Origin of the sequence: Nocardia acidivorans NBRC 108247 (assembly GCF_001625085.1) — a bacterium.
In the GTDB taxonomy this organism is placed as follows: Bacteria; Actinomycetota; Actinomycetes; order Mycobacteriales; family Mycobacteriaceae; genus Nocardia; species Nocardia acidivorans.
The window spans coordinates 1-22,254 of record NZ_BDAW01000018.1; the positions used below are offsets into that span (position 1 = coordinate 1).

The 22,254-nt window shown below is 67.8% G+C and carries 26 protein-coding genes and 2 pseudogenes; 3 read left to right on the forward strand and 25 right to left on the reverse strand.

All coding sequences use genetic code 11. From position 1 onward, the window contains the following. Window positions 1-466: pseudogene (locus tag NA10_RS11650) on the reverse strand (hypothetical protein); the annotation flags it as partial. After that, entirely contained in the window at window positions 463-1,800 is a 1,338-nt protein-coding gene (gene hemL / locus NA10_RS11655; protein ID WP_067567125.1) for a glutamate-1-semialdehyde 2,1-aminomutase, read from the reverse strand. The pseudogene NA10_RS11650 and the gene hemL, both read right to left, overlap by 4 nt. 268 nt (window positions 1,801-2,068) lie before the next feature. Here hemL and NA10_RS11660 point away from each other — a divergent pair, with 268 nt between their 5' ends. Then, window positions 2,069-2,455, forward strand: a complete 387-nt coding sequence (locus NA10_RS11660) for a hypothetical protein (RefSeq protein WP_067567128.1) — start codon at window positions 2,069-2,071, stop codon at window positions 2,453-2,455. A 169-nt stretch (window positions 2,456-2,624) separates the two neighbouring features. Here NA10_RS11660 and NA10_RS11665 read toward each other — a convergent pair whose 3' ends face one another. From NA10_RS11665 to hemB, 5 genes are all read right to left on the reverse strand, one after another. Next, a complete protein-coding gene (locus NA10_RS11665) occupies window positions 2,625-2,885 on the reverse strand; it encodes a hypothetical protein (protein WP_067567130.1) in 261 nt (86 codons plus the stop codon). Continuing rightward, window positions 2,885-3,445, reverse strand: a complete 561-nt coding sequence (gene mce1N, locus NA10_RS11670; RefSeq protein WP_067567132.1) for a transport-regulating membrane protein Mce1N — start codon at window positions 3,443-3,445, stop codon at window positions 2,885-2,887. Before mce1N ends, NA10_RS11665 begins: the two co-directional genes overlap by 1 nt. Before the next feature lie 49 nt (window positions 3,446-3,494). Further along, the gene (locus tag NA10_RS39135; protein WP_281180167.1) at window positions 3,495-3,617 is read right to left on the reverse strand and encodes a hypothetical protein; all 123 of its coding nucleotides are present in this window, start codon (window positions 3,615-3,617) and stop codon (window positions 3,495-3,497) included. Window positions 3,618-3,743: 126 nt separating this feature from the next. After that, window positions 3,744-4,247: a hypothetical protein gene (locus NA10_RS11675; protein WP_157556395.1), complete on the reverse strand. Its 504-nt coding sequence runs from the start codon at window positions 4,245-4,247 to the stop codon at window positions 3,744-3,746. Window positions 4,248-4,272: 25 nt separating this feature from the next. Next, a complete protein-coding gene (gene hemB / locus NA10_RS11680) occupies window positions 4,273-5,250 on the reverse strand; it encodes a porphobilinogen synthase (RefSeq protein ID WP_067567134.1) in 978 nt (325 codons plus the stop codon). Between the two features lie 207 nt (window positions 5,251-5,457). Here hemB and NA10_RS11685 point away from each other — a divergent pair, with 207 nt between their 5' ends. Then, window positions 5,458-5,763 carry a hypothetical protein gene (locus NA10_RS11685; protein ID WP_245677152.1) on the forward strand — a complete coding sequence of 102 codons (306 nt, stop codon included), beginning with the start codon at window positions 5,458-5,460 and terminating at the stop codon, window positions 5,761-5,763. Window positions 5,764-5,833: 70 nt separating this feature from the next. Here NA10_RS11685 and NA10_RS36645 read toward each other — a convergent pair whose 3' ends face one another. From NA10_RS36645 to NA10_RS11710, 6 genes are all read right to left on the reverse strand, one after another. Then, entirely contained in the window at window positions 5,834-6,013 is a 180-nt protein-coding gene (locus NA10_RS36645) for a hypothetical protein (RefSeq protein ID WP_157556397.1), read from the reverse strand. Between the two features lie 182 nt (window positions 6,014-6,195). Then, entirely contained in the window at window positions 6,196-7,758 is a 1,563-nt protein-coding gene (locus tag NA10_RS11690; protein ID WP_067567136.1) for a bifunctional uroporphyrinogen-III C-methyltransferase/uroporphyrinogen-III synthase, read from the reverse strand. Window positions 7,759-7,831: 73 nt separating this feature from the next. Then, complete coding sequence (gene hemC / locus NA10_RS11695; RefSeq protein ID WP_067567166.1) at window positions 7,832-8,845, reverse strand: hydroxymethylbilane synthase; 1,014 nt, start codon at window positions 8,843-8,845, stop codon at window positions 7,832-7,834. Window positions 8,846-8,898: 53 nt separating this feature from the next. After that, window positions 8,899-10,287, reverse strand: coding sequence for a glutamyl-tRNA reductase (locus NA10_RS11700; protein ID WP_067567138.1), 1,389 nt, complete (start codon window positions 10,285-10,287; stop codon window positions 8,899-8,901). Continuing rightward, window positions 10,284-11,051 carry a redox-sensing transcriptional repressor Rex gene (locus NA10_RS11705; protein WP_084514544.1) on the reverse strand — a complete coding sequence of 256 codons (768 nt, stop codon included), beginning with the start codon at window positions 11,049-11,051 and terminating at the stop codon, window positions 10,284-10,286. The genes NA10_RS11700 and NA10_RS11705 overlap by 4 nt, the downstream gene beginning before the upstream one ends. A 339-nt stretch (window positions 11,052-11,390) precedes the next feature. Then, entirely contained in the window at window positions 11,391-11,651 is a 261-nt protein-coding gene (locus NA10_RS11710; protein ID WP_067567140.1) for a glutaredoxin family protein, read from the reverse strand. Between the two features lie 99 nt (window positions 11,652-11,750). On the opposite strand from NA10_RS11710, the gene NA10_RS11715 reads away from it, so the two are divergent. Continuing rightward, window positions 11,751-12,788 (forward strand): HAD family hydrolase, encoded by a 1,038-nt coding sequence (locus NA10_RS11715; protein WP_157556399.1) that lies wholly within the window; start codon window positions 11,751-11,753, stop codon window positions 12,786-12,788. Window positions 12,789-12,824: 36 nt separating this feature from the next. Here NA10_RS11715 and NA10_RS11720 read toward each other — a convergent pair whose 3' ends face one another. The 12 genes and pseudogenes from NA10_RS11720 to NA10_RS38610 form a co-directional block, all read right to left on the reverse strand. Further along, window positions 12,825-13,670 (reverse strand): ABC transporter permease, encoded by an 846-nt coding sequence (locus NA10_RS11720; protein WP_067567144.1) that lies wholly within the window; start codon window positions 13,668-13,670, stop codon window positions 12,825-12,827. Further along, window positions 13,670-14,581 (reverse strand): annotated as a pseudogene (locus NA10_RS39140) (ABC transporter ATP-binding protein). The gene NA10_RS11720 and the pseudogene NA10_RS39140 overlap by 1 nt, the downstream one beginning before the upstream one ends. A gap of 13 nt (window positions 14,582-14,594) precedes the next feature. Next, the gene (locus NA10_RS11730; RefSeq protein ID WP_067567146.1) at window positions 14,595-15,074 is read right to left on the reverse strand and encodes a Clp protease N-terminal domain-containing protein; all 480 of its coding nucleotides are present in this window, start codon (window positions 15,072-15,074) and stop codon (window positions 14,595-14,597) included. After that, entirely contained in the window at window positions 15,071-15,304 is a 234-nt protein-coding gene (locus NA10_RS11735) for a hypothetical protein (protein WP_067567147.1), read from the reverse strand. The genes NA10_RS11730 and NA10_RS11735 overlap by 4 nt, the downstream gene beginning before the upstream one ends. A gap of 148 nt (window positions 15,305-15,452) precedes the next feature. Continuing rightward, window positions 15,453-16,466, reverse strand: a complete 1,014-nt coding sequence (locus tag NA10_RS11740; protein ID WP_067567149.1) for a lysophospholipid acyltransferase family protein — start codon at window positions 16,464-16,466, stop codon at window positions 15,453-15,455. Beyond that, the gene (locus NA10_RS11745; protein WP_067567151.1) at window positions 16,463-17,494 is read right to left on the reverse strand and encodes an NAD-dependent epimerase/dehydratase family protein; all 1,032 of its coding nucleotides are present in this window, start codon (window positions 17,492-17,494) and stop codon (window positions 16,463-16,465) included. The genes NA10_RS11740 and NA10_RS11745 overlap by 4 nt, the downstream gene beginning before the upstream one ends. A 218-nt stretch (window positions 17,495-17,712) precedes the next feature. Next, window positions 17,713-17,814: a 30S ribosomal protein bS22 gene (locus NA10_RS35475; protein WP_003402602.1), complete on the reverse strand. Its 102-nt coding sequence runs from the start codon at window positions 17,812-17,814 to the stop codon at window positions 17,713-17,715. Between the two features lie 224 nt (window positions 17,815-18,038). Further along, window positions 18,039-18,290, reverse strand: coding sequence for a helix-turn-helix domain-containing protein (locus NA10_RS35480; RefSeq protein WP_228566073.1), 252 nt, complete (start codon window positions 18,288-18,290; stop codon window positions 18,039-18,041). A 175-nt stretch (window positions 18,291-18,465) separates the two neighbouring features. After that, complete coding sequence (gene proC / locus NA10_RS11755; RefSeq protein ID WP_084514545.1) at window positions 18,466-19,287, reverse strand: pyrroline-5-carboxylate reductase; 822 nt, start codon at window positions 19,285-19,287, stop codon at window positions 18,466-18,468. 35 nt (window positions 19,288-19,322) lie between these two features. Beyond that, on the reverse strand, window positions 19,323-20,219 hold the full coding sequence (locus NA10_RS11760; protein WP_067567157.1) for a thioesterase family protein: 897 nt from the start codon (window positions 20,217-20,219) through the stop codon (window positions 19,323-19,325). Window positions 20,220-20,300: 81 nt separating this feature from the next. Then, window positions 20,301-21,236: a sugar phosphate isomerase/epimerase family protein gene (locus NA10_RS11765; protein ID WP_067567159.1), complete on the reverse strand. Its 936-nt coding sequence runs from the start codon at window positions 21,234-21,236 to the stop codon at window positions 20,301-20,303. 14 nt (window positions 21,237-21,250) lie between these two features. Continuing rightward, a partial coding sequence (locus tag NA10_RS38610; RefSeq protein ID WP_067567161.1) for an Rv0497 family membrane protein occupies window positions 21,251-22,254 on the reverse strand: 1,004 nt, incomplete at its 5' end.

A 22,254-nucleotide genomic window follows, 5' to 3' on the forward strand; every position in this document is an offset into this window, starting at 1 on the left:
CACCCGTATCGGCCGGGGCAGGGGACTCGCCCGCGGCGGAGGAGTGGCCGGATCCAGCCTCACCCTCGTCGGCGACGATTTTCGGGAGATCCTGCACACCGATTTCGGACTCGGCGGCGAATGCGACATCCGCGGCGAAATACCCTCCGGCCGTTTCGACCTCGGCGGCGGCATCGGCCGCTTCGTCGACGACGGCGGCCGACGACTCGGGCTCGGCGGCGGCCGCGGCGGCCTCCGCCACCGCGGTCAGCGGCGGCTGCACGCTCGAGTCATTCGGCGCATCGGCGGAATCAGTTGCGGGCGCGGGGGTTTCGTCCGCCGGAGCGACGGCGATGAGCTCGCCGGTCTCGGCGAGCTCGTCCTCGGCCTGACGGATGGAGTCCAGCAGGCGGGAAGCTTCGGCGGGGGTGAGCGGGGCCGGATGGGGCCCGGGGGCGGGTAGACCGGTGTCGGATTGGGAGGTCACGCGGCGGATCCTTCGGGGGTGGCGGCTGCCGCGGCACGCGCGGCGGCGGGGAGGGCGGCGGCGATGCGGTCGAATGCGTCCTCGTCGAGTGCCGCGGAGACGAACCATGCCTCGAAGGCGCTCGGCGGCGCGTACACACCGGCATCGAGCAGGGCGTGGAAGAAGGCGGGGAAACGCCAGGTCTCGGCCGCCTTGGCGGCGGCATAGTCGGTGACCGGGGTGTCGGCGAAGAACACGCTCACCATATTGCCTGCGAATTGCACCTGATGCCGGACGCCCTCGGCCGTGAGCGCGTCACCGAGCAGTGCGCCGAGCCGCGCGGCATTGCGATCGAGCGCGGCGTAGACCTCGGCGTCGGCGGCGCGCAGCGTGGCCAGGCCCGCCGCCACCGCGACCGGATTCCCGGACAGCGTGCCCGCCTGATAGACCGGGCCGAGCGGTGCCAGCCGGTTCATGATCTCGGCGCGACCGCCGAAGGCGGCGGCGGGCAGGCCGCCGCTCATCACCTTGCCGAAGGTGTAGAGGTCGCCCGCGACGCCCTCCAGGCCGTACCACCCCGAGGGGCTCACCCGGAAACCGGTCATGACCTCGTCCATGATGAGCAGCGCGCCATCGTTCGCGGTCAGTTCGCGCAGGCCCGCGTTGTATCCGGGCAGCGGTGCGACCGCACCCATATTGCCCGCCGCCGCCTCAGTGATGACGCAGGCGATCTGCCCGGGATGCGCGGCGAAAGCCGCCGCCACGGCCGCGAGATCGTTGTACGGCAGCACGATGGTGTCGGCCGCCTGCGCGCCGGTGACACCGGGCGAGGTGGGCAGGCCCAGGGTCGCGAGGCCGGATCCTGCATCGGCGAGCAGGGCGTCCACATGCCCGTGATAGCAACCGCTGAACTTGATGATCTTGCTGCGGCCGGTGTAGCCGCGCGCCAGCCGAACCGCGCTCATGGTGGCCTCGGTGCCCGAGTTCACCAGGCGCACCCGCTCGACGGGCTCGACCCGCGCCGCGATGGCCTCGGCCAGTTCGATCTCCGCCTCGGTGGGCGCGCCGAACGACAGACCACCGCCCGCGGCCCGCCGCACGGCCTCCACGACCTCCGGATGCGCGTGCCCGAGAATCATCGGACCCCAGGAACACACCAGGTCCACGTAGTCGTTGCCATCGGCATCGGTCAGCGTGTACCCGCTCGCGGAGGCGATGAACCGCGGCGTCCCGCCCACCGAATTGAAGGCTCGCACCGGCGAATTCACCCCACCCGGAATGACCGCCGCGGCGCGTTCGAAAAGCTGGGCTGAGACCGGCACCGACGCCCGGCTCACACGCGGAGAAGAACTCACGGCACCCAGTCTCTCAGCCGCCCGCAAGCCCGTCGACGACAGGGTGTAGGAGAGTGGGTTGTCCCACATCGAACCTGTCATCTTCGCATCTGTGCGCCCGGGCCGCATCCGCTACGGCGTCCGGAGCGTCATCGCAGGTGACAGCGCCGCACCCGGACCGACGGAGAACAACACGCCGGAGTCGTTCGGGCGCAACATCGATCGCTGAAGAGTTGCTGATGCGTAATCTCACGACTCAGGCAGCGGCATCGAGGAAGGGCTGAACGGTATGCGGATCGGTGCGGGACCAGTGGTGGTGACGGTGGGAATCTCGGCGGGGCTGATCCTGGGGGCCGGGGTGGCGAGCGCGGGCGCGCCGATCGTGCAGCCCGATCAGGGGCGAATCGGAATGGCGCTGTCGCACGACGAGACCGCGGCGCTGGCGGGCGGCCCGATTCCGGCGGTGGTGAGCATGTTCGTACCGCTGAGCCGGATGGGTGCGGGCCTGAAACCGGACACCAATATCTACAAGGACGGCAGCGGTGGCGTCCATGCCTCGCTGCGGCAGGTGGTGATGGAGGCCGCCGACCACCCCGACGGCTCCGTCGTGGTCTATTTCAATGCACCCGGAACGCGCGGTGGACGAGTGCTGGATATTTACCAGAACTGGGAGTGAGTCGTACGGGTGCCGCTAGGACAGCGGCACCCCGAGGCAGAATGCGGCCCAGCCGGTACTGAACAGGCAATTCAACTGGGGCGGTAGTAGGTCCAACCAGGAGAACGACATAATCGGCAGCTGCGTCATGGACTCCATTGTCCGCCCGCGCAATTGCGGAAACCGGTGATCAGCGATCTTCGCGCACCGGCACCCGGCGTGTCGGACGCAGCGCCCTGGCCACCCCGTCGATGCCGAGCAGTCCGGCGATGATCATGACCGCCGCGGACCCCGCCAGCCACGGCCCCGAGTACCGGGTCGCCGAGAAGCCCGGCGCATCGCCGGTGGGCTTGAACCAGGTGGTGTGCACCCCATTGCGCCAGCACCAGATCGCGGCCGCCGCGATCAGGACGGCCAGGCCGAGTTCGGCGAGCACGGCGAGCCATCGCATCACCGCGCCTCCTTCCCTTGGTCACCCTCGGCCGTTCCGGCGTCGGCCGCCGGCGCGGAATCGGCCTCGGCCACCGGCACACCGGAACCGTCCAGCGCCGCGACCGCCGCGGTGAGTTCGGCCCGCAGGGTGTGGTGATCCCGCGCCCACGCCTGCACCAGGCTGCCGTCGCGCAGTTTCACCCCGATGCCCTTGCGCCGCCGCGGCACCCCGGTGAGTTCGCCGAGTGCGCGCGCCGATTCCCAGTCCACATCATCCCAGGACTCTTCATCGATCTCGGGCAACACTTGGGCGATGTTGCGCAGCGGCAGCGTTTCGGTGCCCTCGCGCAGCGTGTCGGGGGTGAGTTCGACGCTGATGTGCCGCTTACCGGCGATCACCTGCAACCAGACGAACCCGGCCAGCAGCAACCCGCAGAAGATCAGCCCGAACCAGTGCGCCTGACCGCCGCGAATGACCTCCAGCCCCAGCACGATCGCACACAGCACGGGACCGTACGCGATGGTGCGATAGCGCGCACCGGGCTCGGAGAACAGCACGTTCTCGGCGGGGTCACTCATAGGTAGAACCTAGCGGGACCACGCGAACCGGACGAGCGGCGCATTGCGCTCAGGCGAGCAGACCCGGGATCAACAGCACGGCGAGGGTGAGCAGTCCGAACAGGAACAGCAGGCTCAACCCCAGCACATCGCGCCGAAGGCTGTGTGGTTGCTGGATAACCACTCGCATCATTGCCTCCGCCTCTCCGGTGTCGAACAGGCCATGGTCTAACGCATGACGAGCGACGTCCGGTTCCCGAACTCTTTGTGACAGCCCTCACCATACCCGGTAGTAGGCTTGTAACAAACTTCGCAGTACTCATCGCGGTCCGGGCCGGAAGAACGGCTCCGAATCGATTCGGTGGCAAAGGAATACGGCACCGCCGGCGAGCACCGCCTGCACGATCGAGGCGCCCCCGGCGACCATGCCCGCCACCCCCGACAGCGTGCTCTTGCCGATAATCGCCAAACCCGCGCCGAGCGCCAGGAAGAACGCGTACCCGGTCAGAACCGCACGCGCCCAGTTCTTTCCACGCCACAGCTGATACACCACGGCCGCGCCCGCGCCATTGAGCGCCAACCACAGCAGTGCGATCACGGTGAGCCCCACCAGCACCTGTAATCGCGCCTGCGCCAAGGTCACCGGCTGCGCGGTGCCCGCCGCGCGCTCGACCATCTCCCGCGCCAGCTCCCCGCGCTGCCCCAGCTGGGCGAGCAGCACCGCGACCACCTGCACCACGCCGAGCGCCAGTGCCGCGCACCAGAGTTGGCAGGAGGTGCGCACGTCCTCGGGCACCGGGCGCGCGCCCGTCGGGGGGATCATCGAATTCACCGCGGGGAGAGCCTGTTCAGCCAAGCCAGTGCGCGGCTTCGGTGGCCCAGTAGGTGAGCACCATATCCGCTCCCGCGCGCCGAATACCCAGGAGCGACTCCAGAATCGCGCCGCGGCGATCGATCCAGCCGTTCTGCGCGGCGGCGGTGATCATCGCGTACTCGCCCGAGATCTGATACGCCGCCACCGGCACCGTGGAGCGATCGGCGACATCGCGCAGGATGTCCAGATACGACATGGCGGGCTTCACCATGACGATATCCGCGCCCTCGGCGAGATCGAGCTCCAGCTCGCGGATGGCCTCGCGGCGATTGGCCGGATCCTGTTGGTAGGTACGGCGATCGCCCTCCAGCGAGGAGCCGACCGCCTCCCGGAAGGGACCGTAGAAGGCGGAGGCGTATTTGGCGGCGTAGGCCAGGATCGCGGTGTCGATATGTCCGGCCGCGTCCAGGCCCTCGCGAATCGCACCGACCTGACCGTCCATCATGCCGCTGGTGCCGAGCAGATCCGCGCCGGTCTCGGCCTGCGCGACCGCCATCTCGACATAGCGGCGCAGCGTGGCGTCATTGTCGACGCCGCCGTCCGCGCCGAGGACACCGCAGTGGCCGTGATCGGTGAATTCGTCCAAGCAGGTGTCGGCCATCACGACCGTCGACCCGCCGACCTCGTTGACCAGCGCCCGGAGTCCGCGATTCAGAATGCCGTTCGGATCACTGGCCTGACTGCCGTCGGCGTCCTTGTCCTCGGGCCGTGGCACGCCGAACAGCATGAGTCCGCCGACGCCCGCCGCGACGGCCTCCACCGCGGCCTTGCGCAGCGAATCCATCGAATGCTGGAAAACGCCGGGCATGGAAGAGATTTCACGAGGTTCGGTGAGCCCGTCGGCGACGAACATGGGGAGCACCAATTGCCGTGGCTGCAGTGTGGTTTCAGCCACCAGGCGGCGCAGAGCTGGGGTGCGGCGCAACCGCCGGGGGCGGTCCATTCCGGTCATAGGGCGATGATATGCCCGTGCCGCGCGCCCGTCGCGGGGGCCTCCGGAGGTTGGCCGCTGATATCCCGTAAACCTTTGTGAGCAGCGGACTTTGTCGGTACCCCCGAGTAGAATCGAAGATGTGTTCGAAGAGATCACGGGGAGATTCCGCCCCGCGAACTCTGATCGCGACAGGGAGGATTGGTCGTGCTTGCAGCCGTACCCAACATGTCCAGCAAGACAAACATGTCCGATGAGGCCGCGGTGCCCAAGAAGGGGGACGTGATCGATCACGCCTGGCGCCCGCTCATCAAGCAACCACTACCCGCGGGCCGCCCGCGCTCCTGGTACATCTCACACAATCGGCGCATCAAGGCCATGCGCCTGGCCATCGCCCTGCTGGACGCGGGCACCTTCGCCCCGGAGCAGGCCACCAACGAAAAGATCAGGGAGACAGCCGATTTCGTCGGCGTGCACTGGCCCTCGGACGCCACCTGCCGTATGGTCCGGCGAATGATGGCCGCCCAGCGCTGATCCCGCCCCATCGGTCCGGCCCGCCTTCCCGGCGAGCCGGACCATCCGGCACACATCGACGGCGAAGAGGTCAACGACAGAGCGCCGGGAATCCCATCGAGTCGCCGGGGGCCACCGAGGAACCGCTGCTCAGACATTTGAGCAGGAGTTGCGCGGAACCGGTCGCGGAACCGGTGCCCGAATCCGCGATGGGCGCGGATTCGGGCGGAATGCCCTGCGGCGCGGCCGCCGCGGAACCCATTGCCGCCATCAGAATTCCGCTCGAAAAGGCTGCGGCCCCAATTACATTCACCATAATTCGCTTCATCATGCGAACAGTAAGCCGGGCCTCGAAATGTGAAATGCCGTTACTTCCATGGGCAATGTTTTCCAGGCGGAAGTTGATCGGCCCCCGCCTCGCAGGCGGGGGCCGATCGGGGTCGACTGGCCGGATCAGCGGCTGCGACGGCTCTTCTTGCGCGGCGGGGGCAGCAGACCCTCGGCACGCAGGTGGGCGGCGTGCTCGGCGAGCGCCTCGACGAGCGGGCCGACCTGGGCGGTCTCGGGCTGAACGTCCACGCGCAGGCCGAATTCGATCGCCGTCTCGGCGGTCTTGGGACCGATACAGGCGACGATGGTGCGGGCGTGCGGCTTTCCGGCGATGCCGACCAGATTGCGGACGGTGGAGGACGAAGTGAACAGCACCGCGTCGAAACCGCCGGTCTTGATCATCTCGCGGGTCTCCGCCGGGGGCGGGGAGGCCCGCACGGTGCGGTACGCGGTGACATCGTCGATCTCCCAGCCGCGGTCGCGCAGACCCTCGGCCAGGGTTTCGGTGGCGATATCGGCGCGCGGCAACAGCACCCGGTTCACCGGATCGAAAACGTCGTCGTAGGGCGGGAAGTCGGCCAGCAGGCCCTCGGAGGACTGCTCACCGCTGGGGATCAGCTCCGGATTGATGCCGAACGAGCGCACCTTCTCCGCGGTGGCCTCGCCCACGCAGGCGATCTTCACCCCGGAGAAAGCCCGTGCGTCCAAACCGAATTCGCCGAACTTCTCCCACACCGCGCGCACCGCGTTGGTGGAGGTGAACACCACCCACTGGTAGCGGCCGTCGACCAGACCCTTGACCGCGCGCTCCATCTGCGCGGGGCTGCGCGGCGGCTCGACGGCGATGGTCGGGACCTCCATCGGAATCGCGCCGTGCATGACGAGCTTCTCGCTCATCTCGCCCGCCTGCTCCTTGGTGCGCGGCACCAGGACGGTCCAGCCGTACAGCGCCCGCGACTCCCACCAGGACGTCTTGGCGCGCTTCTCGACCTCTTTGCCGACGGTGACGACAAGCGGGCCGACCATTTCCGAGGCCGCGTTGTTCAACGTCGCGAGGGTGGCGTCGATGGTGCGCTGCTGCCGGGTGGTGCCGCGCACGGTCACCGCCACCGGGGTCTGCGGGGCCATCCCGTGCTCCACCAGCGCGCTGGCGGTCTCGGCCAGATGTCCGGAGGTGGCGTGCAGCACCAGTGGACCGGGCGCGGCCGCGACGGCCGCCCAGTCCACCTCACCGCGCACATCGACCTCGGTGTGGCTGGAGCCCAATTCGATGCCCGCGTAGGCGGGCACCGTGGTTCCGGCCGACAGCCCGGGCAGCACCTCGAACATCAGGTGCGAGCGGGTGACGGCATTGACCTCCTGGATCACCGAATCGGTGGTCAGCGGGTCACCGGAGACCAGGCGCACCACGTCGAAGCCGTTGCGGGCCTCGGCGATCAGCGTCTTGGCGACCTCGGCGGCATCACCGAGCGCCGGGCGCACATCGACGGGCAACTGCCCGTCGGGTCCCGGCTCGGAGGCGGTGCCGATCAGGGCGAGCACGCCCTTGTCGACATCCGGGTCGGTGAACGCGAGCTCCGCCCGCGCGAGCACCTCACGGGCGCGCACGGTCAGCAGCGCAGGATCACCGGGCCCGGACCCTACGAAAAGGATCCGGCCGGGGTGCTTCTTCGTCGCTCGGCTCATCGCTGCACCTCGCTGGCGCTCGGCGCAGCGATGCCCGCGGGCGCTGTGTCCGTGATTCGTTCGCTGCGCTCACTCATCGAATATTCTCCATTGGGCTGGGATTGCTGCTGTCGTCGGATTGCTCGGCCACCGGGCTGCCATCCCCGGGGTCACTGAGCAGGTCGCGCGCCCCCAGCTCCAAGAGCTCACGCGCCAGTGCACGGCCCAATTCCGCGGCATCCGCGAGCGAGCCGACCACGGAGGCCCGGATGGTGTCCGAGCCGTCGATCGCCGCCACGCAACCGCGCAGCGACAGTTCATCCACCACCCGGCCGTCATCGTCGAGGGATTCGACGACCTCGGCCAGCGCGCCGATCGGGGCGGTGCAACCCGCCTCCAGTTCGGCCAGCAGCGCCCGCTCGGCGGTGATGGCGGCACGGGTGCCGGCATCGTCGAGGGCGGACAGGATGGTCACGAGTTCGGTGTCCTCGCTGCGGCATTCGACCGCGAGCGCGCCCTGCGCGGGGGCGGGCAGCATCTGCACCGGCTCCAGCGATTCGGTCACGGCGTCGAGGCGGTTGATGCGGGCCAGCCCGGCCCGGGCCACCACGACGGCATCGAGTTCACCATTGGCTACTTTGGCAAGTCTGGTGTCGAGATTGCCGCGCAGCGGCACGATCTCGTGGCCGAGGCCCAGGGCCAGCAGCTGGGAGGCGCGGCGCGGGGCGGAGGTGCCGATACGCGAGCCCGCGGGCAGCTCGCCCAGCACCAGACCGTCGCGCGCCACCAGGGCATCGCGCGGATCCTGGCGCGCCGGAATGGCCGCGATCTCGAAGCGAGGGTCCTGCGCGGTGGGCAGATCCTTGTACGAGTGCACCGCGATATCGACCGTGCCCGCGGCCAATTCGTCGCGCAGCGCGGCGGTGAAGACGCCGACGCCGATGGTCTGCACCGGTGCGGAGGACTGGTCGCCCGCGGTCTTGACGATCACCAGCTCGGCCTGCTGACCGGCGGCGATGAGCTCATCGCGGACATGCCCGGCCTGGGTCAGGGCCAGCAGCGAGCCTCGGGTACCGATGCGCCACGGCGCGTCGACGGTTCCACGCATTGTGTCCGGCACGGCTTCCCGCCCTGTCTGTGTGTCCTGCACCATCGCTCCGGTCATGCGGTCAGCCCCTGTTCGTCCCCCGAATGGGCGGCGGTGAAATCGTCGGCCAGCACGCCGGCCGGCGTGGAGATCTCCATCGGAGCCGCAACCGCCTGCGCCGCACCGGGTTTGAGTTCGAATAGCTCCCGCAGCGCCTCGGCGTAGCTGTCCCCGCCGGGCGTGGAGGCCAACTGCTTGACCCGCACCGTCGGCGCGTGCAGCAGTTTGTCGACCACGCGGCGCACGGTGCGCGCCACCTCTTCGCGATGGGTGGCGTCCAGCCCGGGTAGTCGCGAATCCAGCCGCAACAGCTCGCCCTCGACCACATCGGCGGCCATTTGCCGCAGCGCGGCCACGGTCGGGGTGACCTCGGCCATACGCTGTCCGGCAAGGTATTTGGTGAGTTCGTCGGCGACGATGGTGCGCGCGGCGGCGGTGTCGGCGGCGGCCGCGCCGGCCGACGGATCGCGCTGCAGCGTCTCCATATCGATGACGGTGACGCCCGGCAGTCCGGCCACCGCGTGATCCACATCGCGGGGCAGGCCCAGATCGCAGATGACCAGCTGCTCGCTCGCGCCGGGAGCCGAAAGCGCATGGTGCACATCGGCGATGCTGACCACGGTGCCGACCGCGCCGGTACAGGTGACCACGACCTCGGCCGCGGCCATGGCCTCGACCAACCGGTCCATATCCATCGCCTCGGCGGCGACGCCGTGCATGGTGGTGGCCGTATTGGCAAGTCGCTCAGCGCGTTCCAGCGTCCGGTTCACCACGATGATGCGGCCGGCCCCGGCCCGCGCCAGCTGCGCGACCGCGAGCCCGCCCATGGCGCCCGCGCCCAGTACCAGCGCGGTGCGGCCCTCGAGCGGACCGAGCACCAGCCGCGCGCGATCCAGCGCCACGGACACCACCGACGCGCCCGCGCGGTCGATCCCGGTCTCCGAATGCACCCGCTTGCCGACCCGCAGCGAATGCTGGGCCAGCTCGTGCAGGGTGCGCCCGGCGGCCTGCTGGGAATCCGAGGCGGCGTAGGCGGCGCGAATCTGGCTGAGCACCTGCTGCTCGCCCACCACCATCGAATCCAGTCCGGAGGCGACCGCGAAGAGATGTTCGGCGGCGGCCTCGGCGTAGCGGACGTACGCGTGCTTGGTGAGTTCGGGCAGCGGCAGCCCGGAATGCTTGGTCAGCAATTCGCTGATCTCGCCGAGCGCGGGGTGGAAGGCATCGACGACGGCGTAGATCTCCACGCGATTGCAGGTGGAGACGATCATGGCTTCGGAGACGTGGCTGGAGGCCAGCATCTTCTCGGTCAGCTTGGGCCGATCGTGCTCGGTGATCGCGATCTTCTCGAGCACCGCAACCGGCGCGCTGCGATGTGAGATCCCGACGAGAAGCACACTCATGGCTGGACCACCGCTCCCTTGCTGGTTGCCTCCGGCGTGTAGATCACGCCCACCGAATCGCCCACGGCGGCCACCGCCTCTTGGGTGGCCTCCGCGTTGCGGGCCAGCTCGAAGGAGAGCAACTGCATCTCCACGGCCAGATCTACCCGCCGCACCTCCACGTGCGGCGGCGCGTCCAGCGCCACCGGCGAGAAGCTCAGAATGCACAGCACGCCCGCCGCGACCAGCCGATCGCAGACGCCCTGTGCGGCGGCGTCCGGCGTGGTGATGACCGCGATGGTCGGCTCCAATACCGCCACCGCATCGGTCAGTTCGGACACATCGCGCACCGGCAGTCCGCACACCGTGGTGCCGATGACCGCCGGATCGTTGTCGAACAGTCCGACCATGGCGAAACCGCGCCGCCGGAAACCGCCGTAACCGACCAGCGCCCGGCCCAGATGACCCGCGCCGACCAGCACCACCCGATGTCCCTCGGATAGTCCGAGCACATCCTCGATGCGGTCGCGCAGCTTGATCACGTCGTACCCGACACCGCGAACACCGTTGGGTCCGAGGAAGGAAAGATCCTTGCGCAACTTGGCGGAACCGACACCCGCCGCGACAGCCAGTTCCTCACTCGATACGATGGCAACACCATCGTCGGCGAGCACGGCGAGAACCCGGAGATAGGTGGCCAGCCGCGCCACCGTGGCCTGCGGGATGTCCTTCTGCAGAGCCTTGGCCGAGACACCACTCTGCGGCGTCTCATGCTGCTCTGTCACGTCGCTTGCGCTCCTCGTCCGGCCGGGGTGAGTGTCCGGGTTCTTGTGTGACCCGACGCCGGTGACCGTCACGGGGCGGTCATAACAGACGAGGTCGAGTCAGGGGTTCGGGGTCGCTTCCGCTGAGGGCGGGGTTGCGTGCCACCACCGTAACCGCTTGTGAAGCCCTGCACAAAGTCGGTGAATTCAGTCACTTTGCCGGGGGCCTCCTGCCCCGGGATTCATTCAACCCCGCACAACCCGAACCCGCCATGCAACGCGCCGGGAATCGAACACTCGAACACCCGGTTACGGGGTGGCGTCGGGCCGCTCGGGGAGCGAACCGGACGACCCGCTGTTTCAACGCGCGAGATCGGCGCGCAAGCGCGGTTCGTCCACATCGAAATAGCTGTGTTCGCGGCCGTTCAACAGCACCACCGGCAATCGATCGCCGTACTCCGCGCGCAGGCCGGGATCGGTGGCCGCGGCCTCGTCCACATCCACGAGCGCGATCTCGACATCGAACTCGGCGCAGATCGGCCGCAATTGCTCCAGCGCGACCGCGCAGAGTCCGCAGCCGGCCCGCGTCAACAGGGTCACCGAATGGGTGGGAACGCTCATATCGAATATTCAACACCCGTCATGTCGTTCGCCGTCTACGTCAGCGTCACCCCTGGGCGTTACTGTGGACATTGTTCGCGCTAACAGGCGGAGGTACTGGTGCCGGAACGATCGAAAGAGGCCGGAACGGGTTCGAAGGACTCACGGTCGGGATTGATCGCGGGCCGATTCGGGGAATTCCCGGCCCGCTGGGGACAGGGTCTACAGGACCAGTTCACCAGAATCACCCGCAGCCCGTTCGGACCCAGCGAGGAAGAGGTGCGTGCCAACCTGGCCGGTGAGGCCAGCGCCGACGCCGCCCTCGCGCTGCACGACGCCGAACTGGCGCTGTACGACGAACCCCGTCCCTCGATACCGCGCGATCTCACGGCCGCGGCGTTCTTCGATGTGGACAACACCATGGTGCAGGGCGCGTCCATCGTGCACTTCGCGCGCGGGCTCGCCGCCCGCAAGTACTTCAAGACCTCCGACCTGGTCGACATCGCCTGGAAGCAGGTCAAATTCCGGGTCACCGGCAAAGAGAACAGCGCCGATATGTCCAGCGGTAAGGAGCGCGCCCTGGAGTTCATCGCCGGGCGCCCCACCGCCGAACTCGCCGCCCTCGGCGAGGAGATCTACGACGAGATCATCGCCGACAAGATCTGGCCCGGCACCCGCGCGCTCGCCCAGATGCACCTGGACGCCGGACAGCAGGTGTGGCTGGTCACCGCGACACCGGTGGAGCTGGCGCAGGTCATCGCCAAACGGCTCGGACTCACCGGCGCGCTCGGCACGGTCGCCGAGAGCCATGACGGCGTGTTCACCGGCCGCCTGGTCGGCGATATCCTGCACGGGCTCGGCAAGGCGCACGCGGTCCGCACCCTGGCCATTCGCGAGGGCCTGAACCTCAAGCGGTGCACCGCCTATTCGGACAGCCACAATGATGTGCCCATGCTCTCGCTGGTCGGCACGGCCGTGGCCATCAATCCGGACGCGGATCTGCGCGAGGTAGCCAAGAATCGCGGCTGGGAAATCCGCGACTTCCGCACCGGCCGCAAGGCCGCGAAGGTCGGCGTGCCCACCGCACTCGCACTCGGCGCGGCCGGTGGCGCGGCGGCCGCGGTCATCAGCCGCAAACGCGAAGCGCGCGCGAGCTAGGGCTCGGCGCGCTCCGCGACGGCGACTCCGCCGCGCTCATACGCGCCGCAGCGCCTTCTCACGTCGTTGCGCCACACTGGTTCCCGACTCCCGCCGGGCCATTCGGCGTAGCACCACGGGTGCGATCAGCAGCCCCAGCACTGCCCAAACACCCAGTACCGCAATGGTTTCCAGATGTCGCCAGGAATCGCCGAGTTCGACGGTCACCGCAATGTCGGGCAGCAGTGCCGAGCGCATGCCCAGGCCGAGCCAGTAGATCGGAAATACCTGGGCGATCACCTGCACCCACATCGGTAGCGCCGCAATCGGATAGAAGATTCCGGAGATCGCGATCACGCCCAGCACGGGCAGCGTGAGCAGGCCCTGACCGCGCGCACTGGTGAATATCGAACCCAGCACCGCGCCGATCGGCAGGGTCGCCATCAAACCCAGCGCCAGCACCCAGGCCAGCGTGAGCCAGGCGGTGGGGTCACCGATGGCGAGCCCGGAAATGATGAACAGCGCGGGAATCAGGAAGATGGCCAGATCGGCGAGCAGCCCAGCCGAGACCGACACGATCCGGCCGATCAGATAGCCGGCCATCCCGTGCGGTGTCGCCTTGGCGCGCAACAGGGTTCCGTCCTCACGGTCGGCAGTGAGCTGCTGACTCATGCTGACCATCGACATGGCCGCGTTCATGCCCAGAATGCTCGGCAGCACCAATGCGCCCAGCGCGAATCCGGTCTGGCCGAAGGTCACATCGCGCAGGAAGAACAGGGTGGTCACCATGAGTACCGGCCAGAGGAAATGACTGAACAGTTCCTCGCCATTGGTGAAGGACTGCCGCAGTTCGATCAGGCCGCGGGACCAGCCGATCCGCCAGGCGCGGGCGGTGGGGTTCATCAGGCCGCCTCCTCGGCGTCGAGGGCCGCGGCGGTTTCGGCCCGGTGCACCAGTGCGAGATAGGTGTCCTCCAGACACGCCCGGCGGATTTCCAGGTTTTCGATCGCGGTGCCGTACCGCTGGAACAGGTCGAACGCGAAGGCCGTCGAATCGGCGGTGTGCTGCCGGAAGCGCTGTCCGGCACGCACCCAGCGCACCTCGTCGGCCCCGGCGATCTGCGCGGCGAGTTCGGCGGCGGTGCCGTCCGCGATGATCCGGCCCGCGTCCAGCACCAGAATCCGGTCGGCCAGTCTCTCGGCCTCGGCCAGATCATGGGTGGTCAGCACGATGGTGGTTTCGCCCTCGGCGGCCAACCTCTCGATGAGTTCGTGGAACGCGCGGCGGGCTATCGGGTCCAGCCCGGCGGTGGGTTCGTCCAGGAATACCAATTCGGGGCGGCCGACCAGACCGATCGCCACGTCCAATCGACGGCGCTGCCCGCCCGAGAGCATGCGCACCTTGCGATCCGCCTGTTCGGCGAGGCCCACCGCGGCCACCAATTAGTCTGCGTCCCAAGGGCGTTCGATCGCCGCGGTGGCGTACCCGGCGTAGTACCGGCCCAGATGCGCCAGCAGTTCCCGGACCCGCCACTTACCGTGGTCACGCCAGGATTGCAGGACGATTCCGACCCGCGCCCGCCAATCCTCCCCCGCGCGTGCGGGATCCGTGCCGAGCACCTCGACCCGACCGGCGGAGCGCAGCCGGAACCCCTCCATGATCTCGATGGTGGTGGTCTTGCCCGCGCCATTGGGTCCGAGCAGGCAGAGCACCTCGCCCCGCCGGGCCGAGAAGGTCACATCGTGCAGGACATCGGTGCTGCCGTAGCGCATGCGCAGGCCCTCGACATCGAGCACGACCGTATCGGTGTGCATCGCAAATCGCCTTTCACACGTGATATTCGGAGAGTTCGCGTTCGATACGCGCACGCAGGTCCGGGAGGTCGATACCCGCGAGGGTGAGTGCCCGGGGCACGGTGCCGACCTCCGCGCGCAGAATGCCGAGCAACAGATGTTCGGGGCGTACCCGGCTGCGGCTGACGGTCGTGAAGGTGCGGTCGAGCGCGAGTTTGACCGAAGCGCCGATATTCTTCGGGCGTTCGGCGGCCGGACGCGGTTGCGGCGGTGCGTAATCGGCGACCGACACCCCGGCCGCCGCCAGGCTGTGTTCGAATTCGCGGTCCAGTGCGGCCCGGATGCCGGACTCGGTCACACCGGCGGCGGTCAGGATTCGATCGGTGCCGGGGTCCGCCTCGGCCGCGATCGCGAGCAGCAGATGCTGGGCCTCGATGGTCGCCGATCCATCGACTCGAGCGTATTCGGACCCGCGGGTGATGATCGCGTGCAGATATTTGTCGAAGCCGGTCATTGTCGCCTCCTCAGCGAGACGCCCGCGGCGATGAGCCGCTTGGCGTGTTTCTTGTGCACCGCCTGCCGGGTGACGCCGAGTGCCTCGGCGACCTGCGGCCAACTCCAATTCGCGCGCATCGCCTGTTCGACGGCGGCGTCTTCCAGCTGGTCCGCCAGCCGTCGCAGGGCCACCACGGCGGCGAGCCGGTCGGCCGGGTCCTGAGCGGGGGATGTGTCATCAGCGGCCATGTAAGCAACCGTAGTTGACTAACCGGAACTAGTCAACACAAGTTGCTTATGCGGTCTCTCGGCGAGGTGGGGCACAACTCCCCAGTGAAAAGCGGTGCGGCCCGGTCCAATAGGACCGGGCCGCACCCTGATTCGTTATCCGCCAACGCTATCCGGTGAAGGGATTACGCCGCTTGGTGAGATTCTTGTACAGCGTGCTCTGAATGGTTTCGCGCACCTGATCGGTGATCTCGAACATGGTCATCGGATCATCGGCATCCGACGGTTCGTATTCGGTGGTCGGAATCGGCTCACCGAATTCGATGTACCACTTCGACGGGAACGGGATCGCACCCAACGGACCCAGATGCGGAAAGGTCGGTGTCACAGGGAAATACGGCAGACCGAGCAGACGCGCGAGCGGCTTGATATCGGCGATCTTCGGATAGATCTCCTCCGAACCGACGATCGAGCACGGAATGATCGGCACACCGGTGCGCACCGCCGCCGAGACGAAACCGCCGCGGCCGAAACGCTGTAGCTTATAGCGGTCGCCGAACGGCTTACCGATTCCCTTGTAGCCCTCGGGGAAGACACCCGCGACTTCGCCTGCGCGCAAAAGCCTTTCGGCATCGGCCGGGCACGCCAGGGTGTGCCCGGCCTTACGCGCCATACCACCGATCAACGGCAGTTCGAAAATGAGATCTGCGGCCAGCAGTCGCAATGCGCGCTGTTTGGGATGCTTATCGTGCACCGCCAACTGCAGCATCATGCCGTCGATCGGCACCGTGCCCGCGTGATTGGCGACAATCAGCGCACCGCCCGCCTCCGGAATATTCTCGATGCCATTGACCTCGACCCGGAACCACAATTCGGACAGCGGACGCAGCAACGGCAGGATCACCGTTTCCAAAAGGTGCTCGTCCAAACCGAATTCGTCGACCTGATAGTCACCGGTGAGGCGGCGGCGCGCGAAATCGGCGGTGCGGCCGACGCCTTCGACCACTGCCCCCCGCACCATCTCGCTCAGCGACTTGGGCTGTCGGGCCTCCACCTCGGCGAGCCGATCGGTCAGCGAGGTCACCGGCTGCAAGGCCCGCTCCCCCGGCCAGACCCGCGACGGCCGATGGCGGGCCTCGATATCCACGTCGTGAAGTCGAATCACCTTCGCTACATCACTCATTGGTGTGCTCCCGTCCCGGCCCCGAGCAGGCCGAGAAGTTTGTTCTCTGCGGCGTCGATCCAGCGAGGATCGATCACGGGCCGCAACGCTGCGCCCCCTATGAAGTCGTCGAAAGCCTGCACCGTGGTCCAGCGCGGTTCGAAACCCAGCTCGCTGCGCATCCTGGTGGTGTCCAGACCGCAGCCGAAATGAAAATAGTCGATCTGTTCGGCGGTGAACTCCCGCATCACCGGACCCATGAGGGTGCGCCCGATGGTGCGGAACATGGAGTAGGGCACCGGCATTTCCAACCGGCCGGCCCGGCGAATCGCCTGGGACAACGCCATGGCGCCGTCGCCCGCGACATTGAAGGTGCCGCCCGGGGCGGCCAGCGCGGCATGGGTGAGCGACGCTATCGCGTCCTCCTCGTGCAGCAGCTGCATACGCGGGTCGCGACCCAGGATGGTGGGCGTGACCGGCGAACGGAAATACTGCACACCGCGATTCGCCAACTGCGGTCCCACGATCGGCGGGAAACGCAATATCGCGGTACAGATATCGGGACGACGGCGCGCCAAACCGCGCACGAATCCCTCCACCTCGATCATGTCCCGCGCGAACCAACCGCGCGGTGGGGTGCGCGCGCTCATTTCCTCGGTGAATTTCACCGGATCCTTGGCGCTGCAGCCATATACGGCGGAGGAGGAGCGCACCACCACGCGGCGCACGCTGGATGCCTTGCGGCACACCGCGAACAATTGCATGGCTCCCAGTACGTTCATATCCTTCATGGCCGCGCGGCCGCCGCCCGCGGGCGGGCGCGACAGTGCCGCGGGGTGCACCACCGTATCCACCTGGTTACCGTCGATCACCTTGCGTATCAACGGATTTCGAATATCGGCGCGAACGAATTCGGCCCGGCCCATGCGACGCAGCAACTCCCGGCTCGGTTGTTTGGCGTCGACCGCGATAATGCGTTCGATGGCGAGATCGGCGGCCAGCCGGGCCACCACATTGCCACCGAAGAACCGACTCGCGCCGGTCACCATCACGATCTTGGGCGCCGAACCGTCCCGGGTGCCTGAACCTGTCACACCGGATCCCACTCGCAAGCCCCCATTTCTAGTTTTCCCGCGCTCCAAGGGTAACCGCGAGACCGGGGGTCCCCGAAGGGTATTAACCAGGATCTAACGATGAGTTCTGTCACCGTAAAAAAGGCTGGAAGCCCGCCACCGAAGGTGACGGGCTTCCAGCTACGACGCAGCGCTTACTTGCCGAGTTTCCTGCGCTGAACGCGCGTGCGGCGAAGCAGCTTGCGGTGCTTCTTCTTCGACATGCGCTTGCGGCGCTTCTTGATCACAGAACCCATAGGGTTGTTCCTCGCGTTCTCTCGGGTCACCCCCACCTTCGCGGGGAGCACACTTTCAACCCTGCACAGTCCTACCCGTAACGGGCCGACATGGACCCGACGGCACCACCGGCACGTACAGGATGCCGGTTCATGTTACCGGGCCACTGACGAGCGAACGAAACGGGTGGCCCGGAACCGGGCCGACCCGCTCGTTCCGCTCAACGCCTCGACTTACGAAGGGATCACCCCGCGTCGAAGTAAGACGTCTCCAGATAGTCGTGCACGGCCTTGGCGTGCACCCGGAAAGATCGGCCGACCCGCACCGCGGGCAGCTCTCCCGAATGCACCAGCCGGTACACCGTCATTTTCGATACCCGCATCAGATTCGCCACTTCGGCCACGGTGAGGAACTGGGTTCCACCACCGAGAACATTTCCGCCGACTGCGCTGACTGGGGTGTTCGCGGACCTCGCTTGACTGTTTCCAGACATCATTGCGCCACTGACCTCCGGCACGCCCGCGCCGCCGGCTTCCCCACCGGCGGAACAGACACGCACGTGCTCCTTGAAGCTTAGCGGGACCAGTGGTGTTGCTGCGACGGGTGTGAGAAATCAGCCTTTGCTGTGGCGAGTCGGACCCCGGCAGCAAACGAGCTACTGGCTGGTAAGGCTAATCAGCACTCGCGCCGAGTTCGACGGAACGGCGTTTCGCGGCGTTCAGCGCCTCGTGGAACGCCGAGCGCACCGCACCCCGCTCCAGTTCTCGCAATCCCGCCGCGGTGGTCCCCGCGGGCGAGGTGACGGCCGCGCGCAACTCCACCGCAGACTGGCTGGACTCCTCCAGCAGCGCGGCCGAGCCGAGCATGGTCTGCACCACCAGCTGGGTCGCCACATCGCGGGTCAGGCCCAGACCGACCGCGCCGTCGATCATGGCCTCGACCACCAGGAAGAAATACGCCGGACCCGAACCCGAGACCGCGGTGACCGCGTCCATCTGCGCTTCGGAGACCGTGACGACCTTGCCGACCGCCTCCAACGCCTCGGTGACCAGCGCCAGCTGCTCCTTGCGGGCGTAGCGGCCGGGCGCGATGGCGCTCATGCCCTGGCCCACCAGCATCGGGGTGTTCGACATGACCCGCACCACCGGGAAACCGGCGGGCAGCTTCGCCTCGAACCTGATGGTCGGCACACCCGCGGCCAGCGAGACGATCACCGCCTCGTTCTCCTGCTCACCGAGCTCAGCCTTGGCCAATTCGGTGACCACGCCGTCCACATCCTGCGGCTTCACGGCGATCACGATCAGATCCGCGCCGACGGCGGCATCGGCGACGACGTCGGTAACCCGCACCCCGAAGCGCTGCGCCAGCAATTCCGCGCGCGCCGGCACCGGCTCGACCACCACCAGATCTTTACTCGCCCGCCCGGATTCGAGGAGTCCGGCGAGCAACGCCTCCCCGATCCGGCCTCCACCGATCACCGCAACTCTTGTCATGGAAATCAAGGTTAGTGGGTGGGTGCGAAGGGACCTTATTGCGATTGCGGGATGAGGGCCAGCTGCCGGCTCTGCGCGACGATCGCACCCGTGGAATCGATGACGAGTTGATCCTCGTCGAACATGCGGCCGCCGACCTCGCGGGCGTGCGCGATGACGCGCAGCCAGCCGGGCGCGGGCCGACGACGCAGGTAGGTGGTGAGCTGAACCGTTGGGGCCCAGCCGAAGTGGCCGAGGTTCATCGGCACCGGCGGGGACATGTCGGCGGCCATCATGGCGAAGAAGGCCGCGACGTCGGGATCGCGCTCGTCACCGTCGAAGGGCCGAATCCACAGGCGCAGACGGGGTTCGGAGGTCTCACCGGCGAGGAAGCGCGCCCACTTCGCGTCGAGTGCGACCGAAGAGCCCTGTGCCACATGGACGATCTTGCCCATCGGGTTGTCGTCGCCGTAGCCGAGCGCGTGCTCATCGGGTTCGGCGGACATGTCCTGGGCGTGGTCGGCGGCGTAGACCGGGTCGGTGTCGTCCAGGTGACTGAACGTGAAGGCGGTGTGCACCAGGGTGCGGCCGTGCTGGATCAGGCTCGCGTCGATGAGGCAGATCTGGCGGCCGATCTTGCGGGTGCGGACCTCGTACTCGACCTCGCCCGGATCGGGTGCGCCGAGGAAGTCGGAGCTGGCGGCGATGGGGAACATCTCGGCGCGCTCGGGGGCGGTGCGGCGCAGCCATTCGGTGGCGGCCGCGGCGCTGCCGGCGACCATGGTGCCGCCGTGCAGCTTCTTGCCGATGGTCCAGATGCGGTCGATGACACCGGCGTAGCGGCCGATGCCGGGATCATCCGAGGGGAGTTCGGTCACCGTGCAGACGCGGCTGAAGGGCGCGTCGGCGCGTGCGCTCGCCTGATCCGGCTCGACGGTCAACTCCGTTGTCATCCGCTGGTCCTCTCCACTGTCGGTTTGTACAGCGTACAAGCGACCTACCGGCGAACTCCCCATCCGGTGGGATGAATCACTTCAGCTGCCGACGCCGGTCGGCTCGGGCTGCGGCGCCGACGTCGGGGTCGGGGCGACACCGTTGAGATGGGTACGCGCGAAGATCAGGGCGCGATGGAGCATGGCGGCGCGATCCATGGTGGTGCGGGCCATCTGGGTATTCACCTCGATCACGGCCTGACCGTCGAAATCATTGGCCAGCAACAGCTCACAGAGTTCGGCCACCGGCTGGGTGCCCTCGCCCGGAATGAGGTGCTCGTCCGTGGCGGCGCCGCGGCCGTCGGCCAGATGCAGATGGGTCAGCCCCGAACTCATCCGGCGGGCCAGCGCCAGCGGGTCCACTCCGGCCGTCGCGGTGTGCGAGGTGTCCAGGGTGTAGTGCCGGAAACCGGTGTCGGTCGGATCGAAGGAGGGGCTGAAGGTGGTGATGGACGGCCCCGGACCGCCGCGCCGCTCCAGGCGCTTGACCGAACCGCCGCCCCGGCCGAAGAGGGTGTCCACCCGCATGGGGAACATGTTCTCCACCGCGACCGCGACCGGACTGGCGTTCTCCAATTCGGCCACCTGCGCGGCGAAACCCTCGGCGTAGCGGCGCTGCCAGCGGAACGGCGGATGCACCACCACGGTGGCCGCGCCCAGCGCCTCGGCGGTGTGCACGCTGCGGGTGAGCTTCGCGATCGGGTCCGACCCCCAGACCCGTTGCGAGATCAGCAGACACGGCGCGTGCACCGCCAGCACCGGCATCCCGTATTTGTGCGTGAACGACTGCACGGTCGAGATGCTCTGGCTGGCCGGTTCGGCCCACACCATCAATTCGACGCCGTCGTAACCGAGTTCGGCCGCGTATCGGAACGCCGCCTCGGTGTTCTCCGGATAGACCGAGGCGGTGGAGAGTCCTATTCGGACTTCCCTTCGGCCGACTCGGTTTTCGTTCGCCCCCTGCGCGTTATTCCCCACTGCCCGCTCCCTGCTCAGTTCGTACTGAGTAGAAAGGCTAGCGGTCCGAGCGTCACAAAGACGCCTACGACGACGGCAATCACAGTGCTGAAAATGTCATCGGTGCGCCGCAATACGCGCACGAGCGCGACCAAACCCAGAATCACGATCATCGCCAGCGCCAGCGCAACCCACGGGAGCATTTCCCACATGCGCTCGAAACCCTTGAACAGCAACATTCCAGCGACCGCCGCGCCGAAACTCTGTCCGCCCAGGATCATCCATTGGCGGCGATTCTCGTCATCGGTCGGCAGTCGATTTCCGGCCGCCCGGGCGGGTGCGGATTTCCTTCCGGCGGTGAGCGATCCGGCGCGCGCGGTGAACTTCGACGTGACCGCCGAAAAGCGCTCGGCCATGGAGATCCGCGGCTCATCGTCGTAATCGTCGTCGTCGTAGTCTTCGTCATCCTCGTCGAGCGGTGAGTAAACATCGGTGAGATGTTCGTCCGGCTCCGGATGATCGTCATGGCCGCGGCGTCGCGAAGCACCGGCGCGACGTTTGCCGCCGCGTCGCGAATCCCGTTCCGCGCGTTCGTCTTCACGCTCGAGCGCATTGTGCAGCAGATCTCCGGCAACCGTGCCGCCGGAGACCAGCTGCTGATCCTGATCCGGTGAGGTCCAGGCGGTGGTCGGAATAGAACCCTGATCATGCGCGGCGGGTTCGGGCGCCGGGCGTCTTCGCGCCGACCACGCGGGCAGGCCGCCGCGATCGGACTCCGCGCCCCGGGCGGGTTCGGGGGCGGAGCGCCCGTTGCGGCGCGTCTCGTCCGGGCGCGGGGCGGCGGGTTCGTCGTCGTGCCACCGGTCCTGATCCTGCCAGGGCTGAGGTTGCGGGGGCTGTGCCTGCGGGCGGCGCTGCGGTACGCCGTTCTGCCACTCCGGCTCGGGCTGGCGCGCACCGTTCTGCCAGGGCTCGGGCTGACGCCGGGAGTCGTTCTGCCACTGCGGCTCCGGCTGCTGCCACGGCTCCGGGCGCGCGG